The following is a 20126-nucleotide window of genomic DNA, read 5'->3' as shown; positions in this document are numbered from 1 at the left end:
CATGGCATCGAATCCGGCAACTCCCGCAACCCCGGTTACGCCAGCGCATGGCTCCGGCCAGGATGCCGGGCATGCCGCGCACTCCGGCCAGCAGCATCCCATCGGGCTGTACCTGAAGATCTGGGCGCTGCTGTTCGTGCTGTCGACGCTGTCGTACCTGGTCGACTATTTCCATGTCACCGGCTACCTGCGCTGGACGCTGATCCTGGTGTTCATGGGGCTGAAGGCGGGGCTGATCGTGGCAGTGTTCATGCACATGGCATGGGAGCGCATGGCGCTGATCTGCGCCATCCTGGTGCCGCCAATGTGCCTGCTGGTGCTGGTCTGGCTGATGGCGGAAGAAGCGAATCACACTTTCCTCACGCGCGGCCTGTTCTTCCGCTGACCGGCCGCGCCGCTGCCGGATTTCAACGCTGAACGGAAGCCGAGCCCATGCACGCCGCCACGCAAGCCATCCTCACCTTCAACCATGGCCGCGATCCCGAGCGGCTGACCCGCAAGCTTGCGGCGATCGCCGCGGACCCGTTTGGCTTCTTTCGCGGCACCAACCATCTCTATGCCGCATCGCTGCGCGATGAGGCGGCAATGTGCGATGCGCCCATCACCTACGTCTGCGGCGATCTGCACCTGGAGAACTTCGGCAGCTTCAAGGGCGACAACGGGCTGGTTTATTTCGACCTGAACGACTTTGACGATGCCCTGGTCGCGCCGCTTACCGTGGATGTGGTCCGGGTACTGTCGAGCGTGCTGGTGGCCGCCGGCCAGCTGGGCCTGTCCGAAGCCAACGCCACGCGCGCCTGCGAGGCCATGCTGTCCACCTATGCCGCCGTGCTGCAGGCGGGCAAGCCACGCTGGCTCGAGCGCGCCACGGCGGTCGGCATGGTCGCCACGCTGCTGCGCCGGGTCAAGGGCCGCAAGCGCGGCGCGCTGCTGGCCGAGCTCACCACGCTGCGCAAGGGCAAACGGCGCCTGGTATGCAACGGCCGCCATGCGCTTCCGGCGGACAAGCCGGCCCGTGAGCACGCTCGCGCGATCCTTGTTGCCTACTCGAAGCAGGGCCACCATGGCCACCGCCTGGCCCTCGACGATGCCGCGCGGCGCGTGGCGGGCATTGGCAGCCTCGGGCTGGAACGCTACATGGTGCTGGCCCGGGATGAACTGAGCGGCATGCAGCGCCTGGTCGACATCAAGCGCGCCGCGCCCAGTCCATGGCAAGACCTGCCCAACCTCTGCCTGCCGCCCTGGAGCAGTGATGCACGGCGTGTGGCGGCCGTGCAGCAGGTCATGCAGGCGGCTTCGCCGGCGCTGCTGTCGGCAGTCGACATGGGCAAGGCCTCTTACCTGGTAAAGAGCCTGCAGCCAACCGCCGACCGCGTCGACCTGGCGCATTGCAGCAACTTTGCATCGCTACGCGAGTTGCTGGGCACCATGGCGCATGCCGCGGCGTGGGCGCATCTGCGTGGCTGCGGGCACCAGGCCGCGGACCGGATCGAGCAGCTGCAGGCGTTTGCCGGCGGCACCCGCTGGCGCACCGGCGTCCTGCGGCTGGCACGGCATGGCTGCGTGGTGTCGGTGGCACAGTGGAAAGCCTATGCGGACGATTACCGCAAGGCGCGGGGAGGGTGAGCGGGGGCCGAACGGGGGCGAAGGGTGCACGCGCCGTTCACGCTTGCGTGAACGGCGCCAGCGTCAGCGCCACCGTCAGGATGGTCAGGCCTGGGTGATGAACTTGGTCACCAGGTAGCCGTCGAAGGTCTCCTGGCCGCCTTCGCTGCCGATGCCTGAATCCTTGATGCCCCCGAACGGGGTCTCGGCCAGCGCCATGCCGAAGTGGTTGATATTGACCATGCCGGCTTCCAGGCCGTTGGACACTTCGGTCGCAGTCTTCAGCGAATTGGTGAACACATACGACGCCAGGCCAAAGGGCAGGCTGTTGGCGCGGCGCAGCACCTCGGCCGTGTCCTTGAAGCGCGTCACCGGCGCCACCGGGCCGAACGGCTCGTCGGTCATCAGGCGCGAGTCGTCGGGCAGGTCGGTGACCACGGTCGGCGCGAAGAAGTAGCCCTTGTCGCCAAGGCGCGAGCCGCCGGCCACCACCTTGCCGCCGCGCTGGCTGGCGTCGTCCAGGAACTGCTCCATCGACAGCACGCGGCGCTCATGCGCAAGCGGCCCCATCTGGGTGCCGTCTTCCAGGCCGTTGCCGACCTTGATCGAGCCGATCACCTCGGTAAAGCGCGCCAGGAAGCGGTCATAGGCCTTCTCCTGGACGTAGAAGCGCGTCGGCGACACGCATACCTGGCCGGCATTGCGCAGCTTGAAGCGCGCCAGCATCTCGGCGGCGGGGTCGATGTCGGCGTCGTCGAACACCAGCACCGGCGAATGGCCGCCCAGCTCCATGGTGACGCGCTTCATATGGGCACCGGCCAGCGCCGCCAGCTGCTTGCCCACCGGTACCGAGCCGGTGAACGAAATCTTGCGCACGATCGGCGATTCGATCAGGTAGGTCGAAACCTCGCCGGGCACGCCCCAGACGATGTTGAGCACGCCCGGGGGCAGGCCGGCATCATGGAACAGCTGCGCCAGCGCCACCACCGCGCTGGGCGAGTCTTCCGGGCCCTTCAGGATCAGCGTGCAGCCGGCACCCAGCGCCGACACGATCTTGCGGATGGCCTGGTTGAACGGGAAGTTCCACGGCGTGAATGCGGCGCACACGCCGATCGGCTCGCGTACCACGATCTGGCGCACATTGGGCTGGCGCGGCGGGATCACGCGGCCGTAGATGCGGCGGCATTCCTCGGCGTGCCAGTCGGCGTGTTCGGCGCAGACCATCACTTCGCCGACGGCTTCGGCGAGCGGCTTGCCCTGGTCCAGCGTGATATTGCGGCCGATCTCCTTGGCGCGCTCGCGGGTGAGCTCGCCCACGCGGCGCAGGATCCTGGCGCGCTCCAGCGGCGAGGTCTTCTTCCAGGTTTCAAAGGCACGCTGCGCGGCGGCCAGCGCGCGGTCCAGGTCGGCGCGGCTGGCATGCGGCAGCTTGCCCAGCACTTCCTGCGTCGCCGGGTTGATGACATCCTGCTCGCGCCGGTCGCCTCCCTTGATGAATTCCCCGTCGATATAGAGGGCGAGATCCTGGTACATGCGTGTTCTCCTGGTGGGCGGTGAAACCGCAAGCTTAACCCGGCGGCCGCGTTCATGCAGCGCGCCGGGTGCGTTCCCAGGAGGAATGTGCGGGAATGTCCCCGCGGCCGGTTCAGGCGATATCAGGCGGTATCGCGCGTCCGCGCCACGGGCACGACTTTAGCTCCGGCGCGGGTGGCTTCCACCACCAGGATCACCATCAGCGTGATCAGCGTCAGGCCGAACACCGCATAGCCGATGCTGTCGCCCTCGATGGCGAACAGGCTGGGCGCGTAGGTCGGGCTGGTGCAGATCATCGTGCCCGCCGACATGCCGGTGTAGTGCATGCCGCAGACGGCAACGCCCATGACCACTGCCGCTGCCAGCTGCTTGCCGCGGGTCTTCACCGTGGTGGCCAGCCACAGCGCCACCACCGACACCACCACCGCGATCACCACCGACAGCCCGATGACAGCCAGGTCCCAGTCGAAGCGGGTGTTGGAGCGGATCGCCGCCATGCCGGTGTAGTGCATCGCCACCACGCCCAGCCCGGTCAGCACGCCGCCCTTGACCACGTTGTCGGTACGGCTGCCGCGCGGGCGCGAGGCGATCGCCAGCCCGGCGCCGGCCAGCACCATCACGACGACCAGCGAAGCCAGCGTCATGAACAGGCCGAACTCGCGGTGCGTCGGGGTCTGGTAGGCCACCATGCCGATGAAATGCATCGACCAGACCGCGCCGCCGCCCAGCGCCACACTGGCGCACAACAGCCGGTCCACGTCCAGGCGGCCATCGGGCATGCGCACGCGCCGCGACCAGCGCAGGCCCACGTAGGCGCCGCAGACGGAGATCAGGAACGACAGGCCCACCATCGGCCAGTCATAGGCAAACGGCACCAGGGCGCCGGAAACAGGCTGGAAACCGACAAACATGACCCCACCTCCTCGTTTTGACTGCGACTGAAGGGCGCACGCGCATGCCGGGCATTCCTTCCGGCAGCCGGCCTGGGACGCGGTGGTCCCGCGCCGAGTATGCGGGGGGCCGCAACCGGAGGGGAATAACTCATTCAGGTAAAAAAGCACGGTGCCGTGCCGGCCGTGTGTCCTTGTAGCCGCCTCCGGGCAGGAATAGACTGGGCGGATTTCCTCATGCGCAACGCCTCATGAAGCCAGACGCCAGACTGACCACCGGCCCGATCGGCCGCACCCTGCTGCTGTTCTCGCTGCCGGTGCTCGGCAGCAACATCCTGCAGTCGCTGAACGCGTCGATCAATTCGGTCTGGGTCGGCCGCTTCCTGGGCGAGGCCGCGCTGACGGCAACCTCCAACGCCAACATCATCCTGTTCTTCCTGCTGGGCGTGGTGTTCGGCATCAGCATGGCCAACACCATCATGATCGGCCAGGCCGTGGGTGCGCGCGACCTGGACGAGGCGCGCCGCGTGGTCGGCACCAGCACCACCTTCTTTGTCGGGCTGTCGGTGCTGGCCTCGGCGCTGGGCTATTTCTATACGCCGGCCATCCTGGCGGCGATGCACACGCCGGAAGACGCCGCGCCGCTGGCAGTGAGCTACCTGCGCATCATCTTCCTGGCGCTGCCGTTCATGTACTTCTACAACTTCGTGATGATGACGCTGCGCGGCGCGGGCGATTCGCGAACGCCGTTCTGGTTCATGCTGCTGTCCGTGGTGCTGGACGTGGCGCTCAACCCGGTGCTGATCTTCGGCATGGGCCCGATCCCGCCGCTGGGCATCGCGGGCTCGGCGCTGGCCACGCTGATCGCGCAGCTGGTGAGCCTGGCGGCGATGATGGTGCTGCTGTACCGGCGCCGCCATTTCCTGCTGCTGCACCGTGGCCAGCTTGCGCTGCTGCGGCCCGATCCGGCAATCCTGCGGGCGCTGGTGGTCAAGGGCTTGCCGATGGGCCTGCAGATGGTGGTGATCTCGTCGTCGGCGATCGTGATGATGGCGCTGGTCAATGCCTATGGCTCGCAGACCACCGCCGCCTACGGCGTGGCCTCGCAGTTGTGGACCTACGTGCAGATGCCGGCGCTGGCGGTGGGCGCGAGCGTGTCGTCGATGGTGGCGCAGAACGTCGGCGCCGGGCTGTGGCAGCGGGTGTCGCGCATCACGCGCATGGGGCTGCTGATCAATGTGGTGATGACCGGTGCGCTGGTCGCGCTGATCTATCTGTTCAACCGGCATTCGCTGGGGCTGTTCCTGGGCACTGACGGCGTGGCCATCGGCGTCGCGCAGCATATCAACGTGGTGGTGCTGTGGTCGTTCATCCTGTTTGGCTTCACCATCGTCATCTTCGGCACGGTGCGCGCCACCGGCGCGGTGATGGCGCCGCTGGTGATCCTGTTCCTGTCGATGTGGGTGATCCGGCTGCCGTTCGCGTGGGTGCTGGGCCCGCGCATCGGCGCCGAGGCGATCTGGTGGAGCTTTCCGCTGGGCTCGGTGGTGTCGCTGGTGCTGGCGGCCGGCTACTACCGCTTCGGCAACTGGCGCCGCAGCCATATCCTGCCCGCCGGGCCGCACCCGGCAGAAGCCGTGGGGCAGGCGGCCGACACCAGCATGGGAACGCCCTGTGAAGACGCGGGCGAGGTCGTCGAGGAGACAGCCTCGGCAACGCCCGAGCCCGCAGGCGCGCGCTGACCTGCAGCGGCCCGTGATTGTGTCGCCGGCTTTGAAAGCCATTCGAAAGACCGGTGTGTCATCGTGTCATCGCTGGCACTCCCTCCCAGCGCACGCGTCGCCTGCCTAGCCAGAGCAGGCGTGCGCGTCTTTCCGGCCGCGCCTTGCCTTTGACGCAAGCGCGCGTGCCGTCTTGTTCGTCTGACGTTCCCGCCGATTTTGCTTCCGGATTCTTCCCCGAATTAATACATCACGTTGTGATGTATTAATTCTGGCGCATCGGCTGGATTTGCCTTGTTTTCAAGGGGTATCGGTGAATACCCCTAAACCAAGACAAATGAAAGGCACCTGAAAGATCACGTCTCTAAGGTTCGGGTCAACCGTCGGGGAGCATGCGCGGCGCATGCCTTGCCGCCCGAGCCAGTGCGCCCCCGACACGGCATTTCGTGAACTTTGAGGAGAATCGTTTTGCGCATACGCAGCCAAAAGGACTTTGCCTCCGGCCTGATGTTCGTTCTGGTCGGTCTGGGCTTTTCCTGGGTCGCTCGCGGCTATTCCATGGGAACGGCCGCGAAGATGGGACCCGGATATTTTCCATTCCTGCTGGGGCTGGTGTTGGCAGTGCTTGGGGCGGTGGTGCTGCTGTCCGCGCTGTCGTCCAAGGGTGAGGAAGACCATCTTGCCCGCTGGGACCTGAAGACGTTGCTGTGGATCCTTGGTTCGGTGGTGCTGTTCGGCCTGCTGCTCAAGCCGCTGGGCATGGTGCTGTCGGTGTTCGTGCTGGTGATGGTGTCGTCGATGGCCAGCCATGAATTCAGCTGGAAGGGTGCGCTGCTCAACGCCGTGGTGCTGGTGCTGATCAGCCTTGGCGCATTCGTCTACGGCATCAACCTGCAGATGCCGGTGTGGCCGGCCTTCATCACCGGTTAAGGAGCGCCGACCATGGAATTGATTGATCACCTTGCGCTGGGCTTTTCCACGGCCCTGTCGCTGCAGAACCTGGCCTACGCCTTCCTGGGCTGCGTGCTGGGTACCCTGATCGGCGTGCTGCCGGGCCTGGGGCCGCTGGCCACCATCGCCATGCTGCTGCCGGTGACCTACACGCTGCCGCCGGTGGCCGCGCTGATCATGCTGGCCGGCATCTACTACGGCGCCCAGTACGGTGGTTCGACCACCGCCATCCTGGTGAACCTGCCTGGTGAATCGTCCTCGGTGGTGACAACCATCGATGGCTACCAGATGGCGCGGCGAGGGCGAGCGGGCGTGGCACTTGCCACCGCCGGTCTCGGCTCGTTCTTCGCCGGCTGCGTGGCGACGCTGATCCTGGCCGCCTTTGCCACGCCGCTGTCGGAACTGGCGTTCAAGTTCGGCCCTTCCGAATACTTCTCGCTGATGGTGCTGGGCCTGATCGGCGCCGTGGTGCTGGCTTCCGGCTCGCTGCCGAAGGCTGTGTCGATGATCGTGCTGGGCCTGCTGATGGGGCTGATCGGCACCGACGTGAACTCGGGCGCCGCGCGCTTCTCGTTCGACGTACCGGAACTGACCGACGGCATCGACTTCGTGGCGCTGGCCATGGGCATGTTCGGCTTCGCGGAAATCATCGCGAACCTGGAGCAGAAGGAAGCCCGTGAGACGTTCACCGATAGCGTGACGAACCTGTGGCCGACCAAGGAAGACTTCAAGCGCATGATCCCGGCCGTGCTGCGCGGGACGTTCCTGGGCTCGGCCCTGGGCATCCTGCCGGGCGGCGGTGCGGCACTGGCTTCGTTCGCGGCCTACTCGCTGGAAAAGAAAACCTCCAAGTACGCGCATGAATTCGGCAAGGGTGCGATCGAAGGCGTGGCCGGTCCGGAGTCGGCCAACAACGCCGCGGCGCAGACCTCCTTCATCCCGCTGCTGACGCTGGGCATTCCGCCCAACGCGGTGATGGCGCTGATGGTCGGTGCCATGACCATCCACAATATCCAGCCCGGCCCGCAGGTGATGACCAGCAACCCGGCGCTGTTCTGGGGCCTGATCGCCTCGATGTGGATCGGCAACCTGATGCTGATCATCCTGAACCTGCCGATGATCGGCGTGTGGGTGAAGCTGCTGACCGTGCCGTACCGCTTCCTGTACCCGGCGATCCTGGTCTTTTGCGGCATTGGCGTGTACTCGGTCAACAACCAGACCTTCGACGTGTTCATGGCTGCGGGCTTCGGCATCATCGGCTACCTGTTCCTGAAGCTGCGCTGCGAACCGGCACCGCTGCTGCTGGGCTTCGTGCTGGGGCCGATGATGGAAGAGAACTTCCGCCGCTCGCTGCTGCTGTCGCGCGGTGACTTCACCGTGTTCGTGACGCGCCCGCTGTCGCTGGGCCTGCTGATCGCAGCCGCTGCCCTGGTTGCAGTGGTGGCCCTGCCGTCGATCAAGGCCAAGCGCGAAGAAGCGTTCCAGGAAGAATAGCGTTACGCGCGCTCCCCGGAATGGCGCCGGCCTGGCTCATGCCAGACGGCGCACGCAACGCAAGCATTCGGGGTGCCTTCGCGCACCCCGTTTGCTTTCGCGGGCCGATCGCGCTGCACGTCCGCCCGCCATCAAGACCAGAGAGTGCCCGACTGCGGCAGCAGTCATGGGCTGCGCATGATGATCAGGATTCCCGCACCGTCGGGTGCGCCGACAGCGCCCATGAAACCGCCTATCTTTGACCGGTTTTTCTCACGTATCTATGTGCTCAAGCTGGTCCAGTCGAGCCCGTCCACGGTCCTGAGCCTTGTCGACCGGCTGCGCGAGCGCGGCATCGACAAGAATATCCGCTCGTTGCGGCCGATCCTGCGCAGCCTGATGATGGCGCGGGCCATTACTGCCGAGCTGGTTGAAGGTAGTGGCCGCGTCTATTGCATCACCGAGCAGGGGCGGGCGGAGCTGGAGGCTTATATGTCGCACCTGGCGGTGCTGAAGGCGGAGCTGGAGCCGGGGGAAGAAGAGTAGGGGCAGTCAGCCGCCACCCGTCAAACAAGAAAGGCCGATCCTTCGGACCGGCCTCCTGCAGGCTGCCCGCCTGCCGCAGGCAGCTGCAAGCATGCTGTTACTGCGTTACGAGCTCAAGCCCAGCCTGCGACTCATCATCGCCACGTGCCACCAGCACCTTGATCTTGTTCGGCGTCAGGCCAGCAATGCCATCCACCGGGATCGTGGTGATCAGCCAGTCAGCGTTGTTGGCCAGGGTCAGGGCACCCGAATCGAAGATGACGGTCTTGGTGCCCGCCGTGGTGATACGCAGGCGATAGGTGCCGCCGTCCAGGTCAAGCGAGTCCCTGCCTGAAGCGGGAGAGGCCTGCTTGTACCCAACCGCGCCGAAAGTCGGCGCCACCGAGTTCAGGTCGATCGCCGGCATGGTGATGTAGACATCGACGTTCTGCGCATTGAACGAGGCGTTCAGTGAGCGCACGCGGGCCTTGTTGGACAGCAAGCCCTTTTCAAACGGATCGTCGATGGTCAGGGCTTCCGCGGCGCTGGCCCCCGGCAGCGCCACCACGGTGTACTTGTGGCCGGTGGCGGCGATGACCGTGGCGCGGGCCAGTTCGGTCTGCGTGCCGGCGGTGTTGAACGAGATCAGCTGGTTGCCGATTTCAACGTTGAAGTAGGTCGAAACGAACTTGTACGGCTTGTTCACGAAGCTGGTCTTCACGCCGTTCTGCAGCACGTCGACATTGGGGCCACCGGTGATGGCGTGGATCGCGCGGATGGTCGGCTTGCTCAGCCCGATGCGGTCGTCGATGCCGTCGTCACCGCCGCCGCAGGCGGTCAGGACCGCGGTGGCGGCCAACGCCAGGCCAATGAACAGGGTCTTGGATCGGAACATGGGTCACCTCTTGCTGTTGGAGTCAGAGACGATCTGGCCCATGCCCGCGCGGGGCGCGCCGGTCGCGTGGCCAGTTGGCGGTCTGTCGATGCAGGCGCAGCGCTTGCGCCCGCCGTGATGCAAAGATAGGCATCAAGCCAGGGGCGAGACAGGCGCGGGGTTCCTAATCGCTTGTCGGACGATTCCGACAAGCGATGACGCGTGCGTGCGCGGCGGGGCGGCCAGGCCCGCAGGCGCGGGGCCTGGCGGACGTGGCCGGGGCAGGTGGCGCGGTTGGCCGGGTGGCTGCCAGTGTGTAACTGGTTGTTGCAGCCGTGCTGCTGCAGTGACTCAGCCTTGCGACATCATTACCTGGTTGCGGCCATTGCGCTTGGCCTGGTAGAGGCCTGCATCGGCGGCTTCCACCAGCTGGTTCGGCGGCTGGTCAGGCTGGGGCACCAGCACGGCGCCGCCGACGCTGACGGTGACGCAGTCGGCGGTGGGGGAGCCGCTGTGGACAATGGCCAGCCCCTGCACCGCGCGCCGTACCTTCTCGGCCAGCAGCCGCACGCCGCCGGGCGAGGTCGCCGGCAGCACCATGGCGAATTCTTCACCGCCGAAGCGCGCGGGCAGGTCGGTGGCGCGCACGCAATTCTCGCGGATCACCGTGGCCACGCGGCGCAGCACCTCGTCACCGGCGACGTGGCCGTAGGTGTCGTTGTAGGCCTTGAACGCGTCGACATCGATCATCAGCAGCGCCACCTGGGTTTGCTCGCGCAGCGCGCGGCGCCATTCCGCGCCGAGGTATTCATCGAAATAGCGCCGGTTGGACAAGCCGGTCAGGCCGTCTGAATTGGTCAGCCGCTGCAGCTCCAGGTTGGTTTCCAGCAGCTGTTGCTGGCTTTGCCGCAGCGCGCGATAGGCTTCGTCGCGCTGCAGCTGGTTCAGGTACGAGCGCGAGTGGTAGCGGATGCGCGCAATCAGCTCGATGCTGTCGGGCAGCTTGACCAGGTAGTCGTTGGCGCCGGCGGCAAATGCCGCGCCCTTGGTCGCGGCTTCTTCCTTGGTCGACAGCACGATGATGGGGATGTCGCGCGTGGCGGGGTTCTCGCGATAGCGCTGCACCAGCGTCAGGCCGTCCACGCCCGGCATGACCAGGTCCTGCAGGATCACGGTGGGCTTGGTGCGCTGCGCCACCGCCACGGCCTCATCGGGCTGCGAGCAGTAGTGGAAGTCGATGTCGGGCTCGGTGGAGAGCGCGCGGCGCACCGCTTCGCCGACCATGGACTGGTCGTCCACCAGCAGCACCATGGCAAGGTAGTCCTTGTCGGCTGCAGGCGCCGCGGGTTGGTTGGGTGATTCGGGTTGCATGTTCAGTTCCTGGGTGTCACGGTCCCGGTGCCGGCCGGGACGTATTGCATTGGGTCAAAGCAGCGCGGCGCCGCCGCATGCCTGCACCAGCCGCGGCGCAATGCGCGGCAGCGGCAGGATCTCCGCGGCCGCGCCCATGGCTGCGGCGGCCTTGGGCATGCCGTACACGGCGCTGGTGGCGCGGTCCTGGGCGATGGTCAGGAAGCCGCGCTCGCGCATGGCCTTCAGCCCCAGCGCGCCGTCGCGGCCCATGCCGGTGAGCAGCACGCCGATCACGTCGCCGCGCCAGTGCTCCACCACGCTTTCGAAGAACACATCGATGGAGGGGCGGTACAGGTAGTCGCAGGGCTGCTCGGTGTAGGTCATGCGCGTGGGGCTGGCCAGGCGCAGGTGATCGTTGGTGCCGGCCAGCAGCACCGTGCCGGCCTGGGGCGCGTCGCCGGCGCGGGCAATGCGCACCGGCAGCGCGCACTGTCCGTCGAGCCAGTTGGCCATGCCGGCGGCAAAGGCCTCGTCCACATGCTGCACGGTGACCACCGCGGCACCGAAGTCCGCCGGCAGTGCCCCCAGCAGCGTGGCCAGCGCGGCCGGGCCGCCGGCCGAGGCGCCGATCGCCACCAGCCGTGGTGCGGCCACTGCGCGCGGCGCCGCCGTCAGCGTGTGCTGCGGGGCCACCCGGCCCGCCAGCAGGCGGCCGATATTGCGCAGCTTGCGCAGCAGCGGCCCGGCGGCAAGCTGGGCGTCGGGCTCGGCCAGCGTGGGGGTGTCGACCGCGTCGATGGCGCCATGGCCCATCGCGTCGAACACCTGCGAGGCGTTGCGGCCCAGGTCCATGGTCACCACCACGATCGCGCAGGGCGTGGCGGACATGATGCGCCGGGTCGCCTCGACGCCGTCCATGACCGGCATCAGCAGGTCCATCAGGATCAGGTCAGGGGTCCGGCGCGCGGCCATCTGCACCGCCTGTTCGCCGTCGCCGGCGACCCAGGCGATCTCGAACGACGGATCCAGCGCAAGCGCGCGGCGCAGCGCGGTTACCGCAAGCGCCGAGTCGTTGACGATGCCGATTTTCATTGACGTGCCTCGCCGATCAGGTCCTGGACCGCGTCGAGCAACGCGGCGTCGTGGAAACTTCCCTTGGCCAGATAATAGTCCGCGCCGGCCTCCAGGCCGCGCTGGCGGTCCTGTTCGCGGTCCTTGTACGACACCACCATCACCGGCAGCTGCCGCAGCGCGGCGTCCTGCCGGATCCGGCGCACCAGCTCGATGCCGTCCATGCGCGGCATGTCGATATCGGTGATGACCAGGTCGAAGGGCTCGGCGCGCAGCACGTTCCAGCCGTCCATGCCGTCGACCGCCACCGCCACATCATAGCCGCGCCCGGCCAGCAGCTTGCGCTGCAGCTCGCGCACGGTGAGCGAGTCGTCCACCACCAGCACGCGCCGCGCGCGCGCCTGGACGCTGGCCACGGCCGCCTGCCGCACGCCTTCGATGCGGCCCTCGGAGACCAGCTTCTCGACCGAGCGGATCACGTCCTCGACATCGAAGATCAGCACCGGCATGCCGTCGTCGGTGAGGCTGCCGGCGGCGATGTCGCGGACCTTGCCCAGTGCCGCGGGCAGCGGCTGCACCACCAGCAGGCGCTCGCCCAGCATGCGGTCGACGGCAATGCCATAGATGCGCTCGGCCTCGCCGATGACCACCACCGGCACTTGCTCGCGCGCATTGGCAGCGTCGGCCTCGGGGCGTTGCAGCACCTGCGCCGCGCTGACCAGCCCGATGGCGCGGCCCTCGTGGCGGAAATGCTGGTGCCCTTCAGTCTGCTCGATCTCGCTGCGCGCCACCGAGGTCGCGCGCAGCACGCGGCCCAGCGGGAAGGCATAGGCTTCGCCCGCGACCTCCACCAGCAGCGTGCGCACTACCGACAGCGTCAGCGGCAGCTCCAGCCGGAAGTGCAGGCCCTGGCCCGGCTGCTGCGTCAGGCGCAGGCTGCCGCGCACGCGGCGCACCATCTCCTGCACGGCATCGAGGCCCACGCCGCGGCCGGAGACCTCGGAGACCGTGTCGCGCATGCTGAAGCCCGGCAGCAGCAGGAAGTCGAGCAGCTCTGCCTGCGACAGCCGCGCCGCGGTCTCTTCGGACGCCAGCCGCCGCCGCACGATGGCGCGGCGCAGGGCTTCCAGGTCGACGCCGGCACCGTCGTCGAAGATCTCGATGACCAGGCGGCCCGCGTTGTGGCGCGCCTGCAGCGTGACGCTGCCCTCCGCCGGCTTGCCCTGCGCCGCGCGCGCCTCGGGCGGTTCGATGCCGTGGTCCACCGCGTTGCGCAGCAGGTGCGCCAGCGGCGCGTCCAGCGCTTCCAGGATGTCGCGGTCCACCTGCGTGCCTGCGCCGATGAGCTCCAGGTGCACCGGCTTGCCCAGCGCGCGCCCGAGGTCGCGCACCATGCGCGCGTAGCCGGTCAGCGCGTCCGCCAGCGGGCGCATGCGCGAAGCCAGCGCGCTGTCATAGAGCCGGCGCGCCAGCCGCGTGGCGCGGTGATCGTACTGTTCGAACTCTTCCAGCCGCGCGGCCAGCTGGTCGTGGCCTTCGTCCAGCAGCTGGCGCAGTTCGGCCAGTGCGGTGTGCGCAGCCGCGCCCGCGTTGCCGTCCGGCGCGTCCTGCAAGGCTTCCTGCAGCGCATCGGCGGCGCGCAGTGCGCGTGCCTGTTGCCGCCTTGCCTTCTGCAGCGAGGTGCCGAAGGGGCGCAGCCAGTGCGACTCGACCATGGCCTCGCCGGACAGCGCCAGCAGCTGGTCAAGCGCATCGGCATTCACGCGCAGCATGCGCTCCTGCGTGTCGTCTGCCGGTATCGCGGGCGCTGGTTCCGGTAACGGGGCCGGGGCCAGCGCTGGCGGTGCCGGCACGAACGGCGCCCCGGCACCGCCATCGACCGTGCCCAGCCGCTGCACCACTGCATCGATCTCGGCGCGGCCCGCGTGCTCGGCCCAGCCTGGGTCGCCGCCGGGCGGATGGCCGATGCGCAGCAGCAGGTCGGTGCCTTGCAGCAGTGCGTCGATATGCGCGGCGGTCAGCGGCATGCCGCCCTGTGCGGCGACCAGGCAGTCTTCCATGGCGTGTGCCACCCGCACGCCGCCATCGAGCCCGACGATGCGGGCCGCGCCCTTGAGCGAGTGGGCGGCACGCATGCAGGCTTCGAGCTGCTCGGCGGCTGCCGGGTTGCGCTCCAGCGCCAGCAGGCCGGCATTGAGGACTTCGGCCTGGGCATCGGCCTCGAGCGCGAACAGTTCCAGCAGCGAGGCGTCGCGCAATTGCTCGGGATTCATGCCAGGCTCCTGGCCAGCGCCTGGCGCACCAGTGCGGCATCGAGCAGCCCGACGCTGCGGCCCTGGTCGAGGAAGAGCGCCTGGGTATAGCGCGCCGACGCCCGCGCAAGGGTGGCGGGCAGCGGCTGCAGCGCGGGCTTTGGCACGCGGGCGATGCCGGACACCTCGGCCACCGGCAGCGCGATCGCGGCGCGGCCCTGCCCGAGGATCAGGAAGCGGCTGCCGCTGGCACTTTCACCGGCGCCCGCGTCGAACAGCCGGGCCAGCGACAGGCAGGCCAGCAGGTTGCCGCGCACCGCGGCCAGCCCCAGCACGGCGGCATCGCGCCGGTGCGGCAGCGAATGGATCGGGCAGGGGGCGGTGACTTCGCCCAGCGCAGCGGTCGGCAGGGCCAGCCACTCATCGCCGATGCGGAACACCAGGCAGGCCAGCGCGGTGCCGCGTTCGGCCGGCAAGGCGCCGTCATCGTCGGTGAGCGTGGCGGCATCGGGCAGTGCGTCCGGCACGACGTCCAGCCGTTGCGCGTCCAGCAGCATGGCCGCGGCCTGGGCGTAGGTCGGGCAGTTGCGGCAGTGCGCGTGCTCGGCCAGCGCGGGGCACGAGCCGTCGCCGCGCACGCCGATGCGCCGCCAGCAGTCGTCGACGTTTTCGGTGCGCAGGACAATGCCTTGGGGCTCAGCCATGGTGCTTGCGGGTGTGGCGTTGCGCGCGCTGGCGCAGGCGCATGGCGCCATCGTGATCGCCTTCGGTATCGAGCAGCGCGGCCAGGTGGTACAGGCTTTCCTGGTGCGCCGGGTCCAGGTACAGCGCCTTGCGGTAGGCGGCATGGGCCTGCGCGGCGCGGCCGGCGGCGTCGTGCAGCACGCCCAGCATGCAATAGGCGTCGGCGTTGGCATCCGGGGTGCGCTCGAGCAGCGCCAGGCAGGCGGCGGTGGCGGCCTCCAGCTCGCCGCGGTCGGCCTGGGCGGCAATGGCAGCCAGCGCGGCGCGCTGATCGTTGCCAGGCGCGGGCGCCGCGGGCCGCAGGGGCGTGGGCGTGACCGGGGCAGGCCGCATCGAGGCTGGTGGCCTCGGCAGCCGTGGCGGTGCGGCCATGCGGGGCGGCTGGGCCGCGTGCACGGGCACACGCGGCGCCGCCCTGGCGGCTGGCGCGGCGGACGGCTTGCGGAAGGCAAAGGTCAGCGGCAAGCCAACCGGCTCCAGGCCCTGCGCACTCAGCACGCTGGCCTCGGCCGGCCCGACAAAGAGCAGGCCGTCGGCAGCGGCCAGCCGCGCCAGCGTCTGCACCGCATGCCGCTGCCCCGGCGCGTCGAAATAGATCAGCAGGTTGCGGCAGAACACAAAGTCATAGGGCGGCTCGCCGGCCAGCAGGCCGGGATCGACCAGGTTGCCCTGCAGCAGCCGCACCTGCGCGCGCACGCGTGCATCCAGCACATAGCCGGCGGGCGTGGCCGTGAAATAACGGTCGCGGAAATCCAGCGGCGCGCTGCGAAAGGCGTTTGCGCCGTATTCGCCCTGGCGTGCGCGGGCCAGCGCGCGGGCGCTGATGTCCACCGCATCGATGGCAAAGCGGCCCGCCGGCACGCCCGCATCGAGCATGGCCATGGCGATCGAGTAGGGCTCTTCGCCGGTGGAGCAGGGCAGGCTCAGCACGCGCAGCGTGCGCCTGCCGTCGGCAAAGGCGCGCTCGGCGGCAAGGCGGCCCAGCGCCAGCAGCGCTTCGCGATGCCGGAAGAACCAGGTCTCGGGCACCACCACGGCCTCGATCAGCGCCTGGAATTCATCGGCGGTGCCGTGCAGCAAGTCCCAGTAGGCCTGGGTGTCCGGCGCCTGCCGTGCCTGCTGGCGCTCACGCACGGCGCGTGCCACCGCACCGGTGCCGATGGCGCCCGCGTCCAGGCCGATGCGGGCCTTGAGCAGGGCCTCGATGTGCGTGGCAGTGCTCATGTCGCGGCCTCCCCGGAGGTGTCGGCAAACAGCATGGCATGGACGTCGTCCGGCAGCAGGGCCTCGACCCGCACCCACTGCAGCAGGCCGCGCGCGTCGTGCCGCACCGGCCCCAGGTAGCGCGGGCTGGCCCCGGCGATGCCGCCGTCGACAAACGATTCCGCCGGGCAGCGCAGTGTCTGGGTGGCCGATTCCAGGCGCAGGCCCAGCAGCCGGCTGGCCTCGCCGCCATGGCGGCGGTAGTGGACCAGCACCGTGCGCGTGCTGGTGCGCAGCGCCGCCGGCACGCCGGTGGCCAGCGCCGGCAGGTCGATCACCGGCACTGGCTGGCCGCGGCGCTCCATCAGGCCCGCCACCCAGGCCGGCGTGCCGGGGATCTGCTTGAGCCGCGTGAGCGGCAGCACTTCGGCCACCTCGGCGGCATCGAGCGCATAGTGGTCAGCGCCGAGGCGGAACAGCAGGAAGAGTTTCATGGCGGCGGGGCGCAGGTCCTGGTGGCGGGGCCTAGACCTTGAAGCGCGATACGCCGCTGCGCAGGTCGTTGGCCACCAGCGTCAGTTCGTCGATCGCCTGGCTCGACTGGCGCAGCGACTCCACGGTCTGCTGCGCGGCCTCGGACAGCTGCATCAGCGCCTGGTTGATCTGCTCGGCGCCGCCGGCCTGGGCCTGCATGCCCTCATTGACCATCAGCACGCGCGGCGCCAGCGACTGCACCTGCGCGATGATCTGCGACAGCTGGTCGCCCACCTGCGTGACCTCGGACATGCCGCGGCGCACTTCCTCCGAGAACTTGTCCATGCCCATCACGCCCGCCGACACCGCCGACTGGATCTCGCGCACCATCTGCTCGATATCGTAGGTGGCCACCGCGGTCTGGTCGGCCAGGCGGCGGATCTCGGTCGCCACCACGGCAAAGCCGCGGCCGTATTCGCCGGCCTTCTCGGCCTCGATCGCGGCGTTCAGCGACAGCAGGTTGGTCTGGTCGGCCACCTTGGCGATGGTGGTCACCACCTGGTTGATATTGCCGGCCTTTTCGTTGAGCGTGGCCAGCTTGGCATTGACCGAGCCGGCGGCGTCCATCACATGCTGCATGGTGCCTTCCATGCGCGACAGCCCCACCTGGCCGGTGCCGGCCAGCCCGGCCGCCTGCTCGGCGGCACTGGAGACTTCATGGATGGTGCGCACCAGGTCGCGCGCGGTGGCCGAGATCTCGCGCGAGGTCGCGCCGATCTGCGTCGTGGTGGCGGCGGTCTCGGTGGCGGTGGCCTGCTGCTGGCGCGCCGTCGCGGCGATCTCGTTGACCGAGGTGGTGACCTGGATCGCGGTGCGCTGCGCCTGGCCCACCAGCGAGGTCAGCTCGCCCGACATCTGGTTGAAACCTTCCTCCACTTCCTGGAATTCGTCCTTGCGGCGCAGCGCCATGCGCAGGCGCAGGTCGCCGCCGCGGATGCCGGACAGCAGGTTGACGATCAACTGCATCGGCACCGTGATCGCGCGTAGCAGCAGGTAGCCGCAGACCACGGCAACCACCAGGGCCACGATCAGCGCCGCTTCGATGCCGATCTTGGCTGCACTGACGGCATCGTCGATGCCCCGCGCCGCCCGCGAATTGACCGCGCTGTTGTCGTCCACCAGGTGCTGGGCCGCCTTGCGCGCCTCGACCCAGCGGTCATGCGCTTCGCCGCGCAGCGCTGCCGCGGCGGCGGCGCCGTTCCACTCGCCCTGGCGGGACAGGATCTGGGCGGCCTGTTCGTAGCGCGCGCGCACGTCCCGATAGGCCTTGAAGGCGACGCGGTCTTCGTCGCGCGTGATTGAGGTCTCGTACTGCTGCTCGAGCTTGTCGAGGCGGCCGGCGGCGTCCTGGCTTTGCTGCTGGAAGCCGCGGCGCTCAGCCGGGTCGGCGGCATTGATGGTCTGCCACGCCAGCACATAGCGCTCGCCCCAGACGCCGCGGATGCCGGTGCTGTAGTTCAGCCCGGGCAGCGCGTCCTGCAGCATCAGCGTGGTTTCGCGTTCAATGGCGCTCAGGCGGGCGTAGGCGACAACGCCCATCAGTGCCATGACAAGCAGGATCAGCGAGAAGCTTGCCAGGATGCGCGTGCGGATGGTCCATTCGTTCACGGTGAGGTCCCGGTGATGTTCTTGTTCAGGAGCGGCCGTTCCCCGCAAAGCCGCCTCAGGGGCGGCGCTCCGGGCAAGCAGGAGGTCGCGGGGCGGCGGGGGCGGCCTGATGCGCGGTAGGGTACTGTAAGCCGGGAGCCGATTCAACGCGCAATGCGGCGCCGTTGCGCGGCCGCATAGATGTTCCCGCCACAATCGGAACTGCTTGATTTTTTCCAAGTTTTCGTCACACTTGCTAAATTGCTAGCAGGTAACAATGTCGACAATTACAGATGGGGCAGGGATGGTGGCCAAGTCGGGGGCGAAGGCGGCTGGCGCCTCGCCAGGCTCGGATCTCGATCCGCTGACCGGCGTTGACAATCGCCAGGGATTTCTGAAGCGGCTGGAGGCACGCCTGCAGAGCGAGGCGGTGCCCCGCTGTGCTTTGCTGCTGATCGGCATTGACGATTTCCGCGCCTTCAACGACATGCACGGGCATGCCGAAGGCGACCTGATCCTGCAGCGCGTGGCCCGCCGCCTGCGCGACGCCTCGCCGCGCGACGCCGCCATCGGCCGCATTGGCAGCGACGAGTTCGGTGTGCTGCTCCCCTCCATTGCCGATCCCACGCTGGTGCGCCATGTCGGTGCGGCGATCCTCTCGATGCTGTCCTCCCCGCATGAGAGCGCAGGTCGCCGCCACCATGTGCTGGCCAGCATCGGCGCCTGCGTGATCCCCGCCGCCGGCGAACAGGGTTCAGACGTGCTGGCCGCGGCCAGCCTGGCGCTGGCCCGCGCCAAGCACGACGGCGGCCGCACCATCCGCTTCTTCAAGCCGCAGATGCGCTCGGACGTGACCACGCGGCTGTCGCTGGTGCAGGCGTTGCACGAAGCCTATGCCCAGCGCCAGTTCGAGCTGCTGTACCAGCCGCAGGTCGACCTGCGCGACGGCCGCGTGCACGGTGCCGAGGCGCTGATGCGCTGGCGCCATCCGACCCGCGGCCTGCTGGCGCCTGCCGCCTTCATCGACGCGCTGGCCGGCAGCAGCATTGCCAGCGATGTCGGCATGTGGCTGCTGCAGACCGCCTGCGCCCAGGCGCGCGCGTGGTCGCTGGCCTTTCCGCAGCCGCCGCGGGTGGCCATCAACCTGTTCGCGGCCCAGCTGTCCGAAAGCCGGCTGCTGACCGAGGTGCGCCACGTGCTGCGCGCGCTGGAACTGGCGCCGGACTGCCTGGAGATCGAGATCACCGAAACCATCGCGCTGCAGCAGGGCGACGAGGTCGCGGACCAGCTGCAGGCGCTGCGCCGCGACGGCGTGACGCTGACCTGCGATGACTTCGGCACGGGCTATGCCTCGCTCAGCTTCCTGAAGTCGTTCCCGGTGGACCGGCTCAAGATCGACCAGTCCTTTATCCGCAACGTGACCGAAGATCCGGTCGATGCGGCAATCGTGCGCTCGGTGATCAACGTGGGCGCAAGCCTGCACATTGGCGTGGTCGCCGAAGGCGTGGAAACGCCCGAGCAGCGCGACTTCCTGCTGGCCAACGGCTGCCATGAGGCGCAGGGCTACCTGTACGGCCGCCCGATGCCGGCCGAGCGCCTGACCGAAATGCTGCGCCAGCAGTCCGGCCGCTGAGCCGCCTCCGCCCCCGTTTCGCCCCGCCCGCCCCCGCCCTGTCAGGGAAGTTGTTTCCACCTTTGACGGCGAGCCTGCCCGTCCCGGGCACCCGCTGCCCCCCCGCCCGCCCGCAGCCTGCCTGGGATAGCGCTCCGGCCTGCGCTGCACTGCCGCATGGCGAAATACGAACTTACA

At 68.6% G+C, this 20126-nt stretch carries 17 protein-coding genes; 7 read left to right on the top strand and 10 right to left on the bottom strand.

From position 1 onward, the window contains the following. The first annotated feature begins 1 nt into the window (after position 1). Both ACW4E8_RS00460 and ACW4E8_RS00455 read left to right on the top strand, forming a co-directional pair. Positions 2-385 carry a cytochrome C oxidase subunit IV family protein gene (locus ACW4E8_RS00460; protein ID WP_316156670.1) on the top strand — a complete coding sequence of 128 codons (384 nt, stop codon included), beginning with the start codon at positions 2-4 and terminating at the stop codon, positions 383-385. 47 nt (positions 386-432) lie between these two features. After that, positions 433-1626 carry a DUF2252 domain-containing protein gene (locus ACW4E8_RS00455; protein WP_456802717.1) on the top strand — a complete coding sequence of 398 codons (1194 nt, stop codon included), beginning with the start codon at positions 433-435 and terminating at the stop codon, positions 1624-1626. Between the two features lie 84 nt (positions 1627-1710). Here ACW4E8_RS00455 and ACW4E8_RS00450 read toward each other — a convergent pair whose 3' ends face one another. Then, positions 1711-3138 (bottom strand): NAD-dependent succinate-semialdehyde dehydrogenase, encoded by a 1428-nt coding sequence (locus ACW4E8_RS00450; RefSeq protein WP_456802716.1) that lies wholly within the window; start codon positions 3136-3138, stop codon positions 1711-1713. Between the two features lie 122 nt (positions 3139-3260). Then, a complete protein-coding gene (locus tag ACW4E8_RS00445) occupies positions 3261-4049 on the bottom strand; it encodes an MHYT domain-containing protein (protein WP_456802715.1) in 789 nt (262 codons plus the stop codon). Positions 4050-4279: 230 nt separating this feature from the next. On the opposite strand from ACW4E8_RS00445, the gene ACW4E8_RS00440 reads away from it, so the two are divergent. The 4 genes from ACW4E8_RS00440 to ACW4E8_RS00425 all read left to right on the top strand — a co-directional run bounded on the left by ACW4E8_RS00440 (position 4280) and on the right by ACW4E8_RS00425 (position 8719). Further along, the gene (locus ACW4E8_RS00440; RefSeq protein WP_456802714.1) at positions 4280-5770 is read left to right on the top strand and encodes an MATE family efflux transporter; all 1491 of its coding nucleotides are present in this window, start codon (positions 4280-4282) and stop codon (positions 5768-5770) included. A 447-nt stretch (positions 5771-6217) separates the two neighbouring features. Then, positions 6218-6679 (top strand): tripartite tricarboxylate transporter TctB family protein, encoded by a 462-nt coding sequence (locus tag ACW4E8_RS00435; RefSeq protein WP_436224926.1) that lies wholly within the window; start codon positions 6218-6220, stop codon positions 6677-6679. 12 nt (positions 6680-6691) lie between these two features. After that, positions 6692-8194 carry a tripartite tricarboxylate transporter permease gene (locus tag ACW4E8_RS00430; RefSeq protein WP_456802713.1) on the top strand — a complete coding sequence of 501 codons (1503 nt, stop codon included), beginning with the start codon at positions 6692-6694 and terminating at the stop codon, positions 8192-8194. A gap of 222 nt (positions 8195-8416) precedes the next feature. Then, positions 8417-8719, top strand: coding sequence for a transcriptional regulator (locus ACW4E8_RS00425; protein WP_456802712.1), 303 nt, complete (start codon positions 8417-8419; stop codon positions 8717-8719). 97 nt (positions 8720-8816) lie between these two features. Here the strand turns inward: ACW4E8_RS00425 and ACW4E8_RS00420 are convergent, their stop codons facing one another. From ACW4E8_RS00420 to ACW4E8_RS00385, 8 genes are all read right to left on the bottom strand, one after another. Then, positions 8817-9593 carry a DUF4397 domain-containing protein gene (locus tag ACW4E8_RS00420; protein ID WP_456802711.1) on the bottom strand — a complete coding sequence of 259 codons (777 nt, stop codon included), beginning with the start codon at positions 9591-9593 and terminating at the stop codon, positions 8817-8819. A 330-nt stretch (positions 9594-9923) separates the two neighbouring features. Then, complete coding sequence (locus ACW4E8_RS00415; RefSeq protein WP_456802710.1) at positions 9924-10943, bottom strand: diguanylate cyclase; 1020 nt, start codon at positions 10941-10943, stop codon at positions 9924-9926. A 54-nt stretch (positions 10944-10997) separates the two neighbouring features. After that, complete coding sequence (gene cheB, locus ACW4E8_RS00410) at positions 10998-12017, bottom strand: chemotaxis-specific protein-glutamate methyltransferase CheB (RefSeq protein ID WP_456802709.1); 1020 nt, start codon at positions 12015-12017, stop codon at positions 10998-11000. Further along, positions 12014-14269 carry a hybrid sensor histidine kinase/response regulator gene (locus tag ACW4E8_RS00405; RefSeq protein ID WP_456802708.1) on the bottom strand — a complete coding sequence of 752 codons (2256 nt, stop codon included), beginning with the start codon at positions 14267-14269 and terminating at the stop codon, positions 12014-12016. Before ACW4E8_RS00405 ends, cheB begins: the two co-directional genes overlap by 4 nt. Then, entirely contained in the window at positions 14266-14952 is a 687-nt protein-coding gene (locus ACW4E8_RS00400) for a chemotaxis protein CheW (RefSeq protein ID WP_456802707.1), read from the bottom strand. Before ACW4E8_RS00400 ends, ACW4E8_RS00405 begins: the two co-directional genes overlap by 4 nt. After that, positions 14945-16216: a CheR family methyltransferase gene (locus ACW4E8_RS00395; protein WP_456802706.1), complete on the bottom strand. Its 1272-nt coding sequence runs from the start codon at positions 16214-16216 to the stop codon at positions 14945-14947. Before ACW4E8_RS00395 ends, ACW4E8_RS00400 begins: the two co-directional genes overlap by 8 nt. Further along, positions 16213-16689 carry a chemotaxis protein CheW gene (locus ACW4E8_RS00390; RefSeq protein WP_456802705.1) on the bottom strand — a complete coding sequence of 159 codons (477 nt, stop codon included), beginning with the start codon at positions 16687-16689 and terminating at the stop codon, positions 16213-16215. The genes ACW4E8_RS00395 and ACW4E8_RS00390 overlap by 4 nt, the downstream gene beginning before the upstream one ends. A 31-nt stretch (positions 16690-16720) precedes the next feature. Next, positions 16721-18337 (bottom strand): methyl-accepting chemotaxis protein, encoded by a 1617-nt coding sequence (locus ACW4E8_RS00385; protein ID WP_456802704.1) that lies wholly within the window; start codon positions 18335-18337, stop codon positions 16721-16723. Between the two features lie 283 nt (positions 18338-18620). Between ACW4E8_RS00385 and ACW4E8_RS00380 the strand changes: the two genes are divergently transcribed. Further along, positions 18621-19949 (top strand): putative bifunctional diguanylate cyclase/phosphodiesterase, encoded by a 1329-nt coding sequence (locus tag ACW4E8_RS00380; protein WP_456803016.1) that lies wholly within the window; start codon positions 18621-18623, stop codon positions 19947-19949. Positions 19950-20126 lie beyond the last annotated feature (177 nt).

Source organism: Cupriavidus sp. CP313, assembly GCF_054072015.1.
This window is presented reverse-complemented; position numbering and strand designations above follow the sequence as displayed.

Coding starts and splice junctions, on each gene's coding strand:
- ACW4E8_RS00445 (WP_456802715.1), bottom strand. CDS start 4,049: ATGTTTGTCGGTTTCCAGCCTGTTTCCGGCGCCCTGGTGCCGTTTGCC.
- ACW4E8_RS00430 (WP_456802713.1), top strand. CDS start 6,692: ATGGAATTGATTGATCACCTTGCGCTGGGCTTTTCCACGGCCCTGTCG.
- ACW4E8_RS00415 (WP_456802710.1), bottom strand. CDS start 10,943: ATGCAACCCGAATCACCCAACCAACCCGCGGCGCCTGCAGCCGACAAG.
- ACW4E8_RS00450 (WP_456802716.1), bottom strand. CDS start 3,138: ATGTACCAGGATCTCGCCCTCTATATCGACGGGGAATTCATCAAGGGA.
- ACW4E8_RS00455 (WP_456802717.1), top strand. CDS start 433: ATGCACGCCGCCACGCAAGCCATCCTCACCTTCAACCATGGCCGCGAT.
- ACW4E8_RS00405 (WP_456802708.1), bottom strand. CDS start 14,269: ATGAATCCCGAGCAATTGCGCGACGCCTCGCTGCTGGAACTGTTCGCG.
- ACW4E8_RS00440 (WP_456802714.1), top strand. CDS start 4,280: ATGAAGCCAGACGCCAGACTGACCACCGGCCCGATCGGCCGCACCCTG.
- ACW4E8_RS00425 (WP_456802712.1), top strand. CDS start 8,417: ATGAAACCGCCTATCTTTGACCGGTTTTTCTCACGTATCTATGTGCTC.
- ACW4E8_RS00380 (WP_456803016.1), top strand. CDS start 18,621: ATGGTGGCCAAGTCGGGGGCGAAGGCGGCTGGCGCCTCGCCAGGCTCG.
- ACW4E8_RS00390 (WP_456802705.1), bottom strand. CDS start 16,689: ATGAAACTCTTCCTGCTGTTCCGCCTCGGCGCTGACCACTATGCGCTC.
- ACW4E8_RS00400 (WP_456802707.1), bottom strand. CDS start 14,952: ATGGCTGAGCCCCAAGGCATTGTCCTGCGCACCGAAAACGTCGACGAC.
- ACW4E8_RS00420 (WP_456802711.1), bottom strand. CDS start 9,593: ATGTTCCGATCCAAGACCCTGTTCATTGGCCTGGCGTTGGCCGCCACC.
- ACW4E8_RS00395 (WP_456802706.1), bottom strand. CDS start 16,216: ATGAGCACTGCCACGCACATCGAGGCCCTGCTCAAGGCCCGCATCGGC.
- ACW4E8_RS00460 (WP_316156670.1), top strand. CDS start 2: ATGGCATCGAATCCGGCAACTCCCGCAACCCCGGTTACGCCAGCGCAT.
- cheB (WP_456802709.1), bottom strand. CDS start 12,017: ATGAAAATCGGCATCGTCAACGACTCGGCGCTTGCGGTAACCGCGCTG.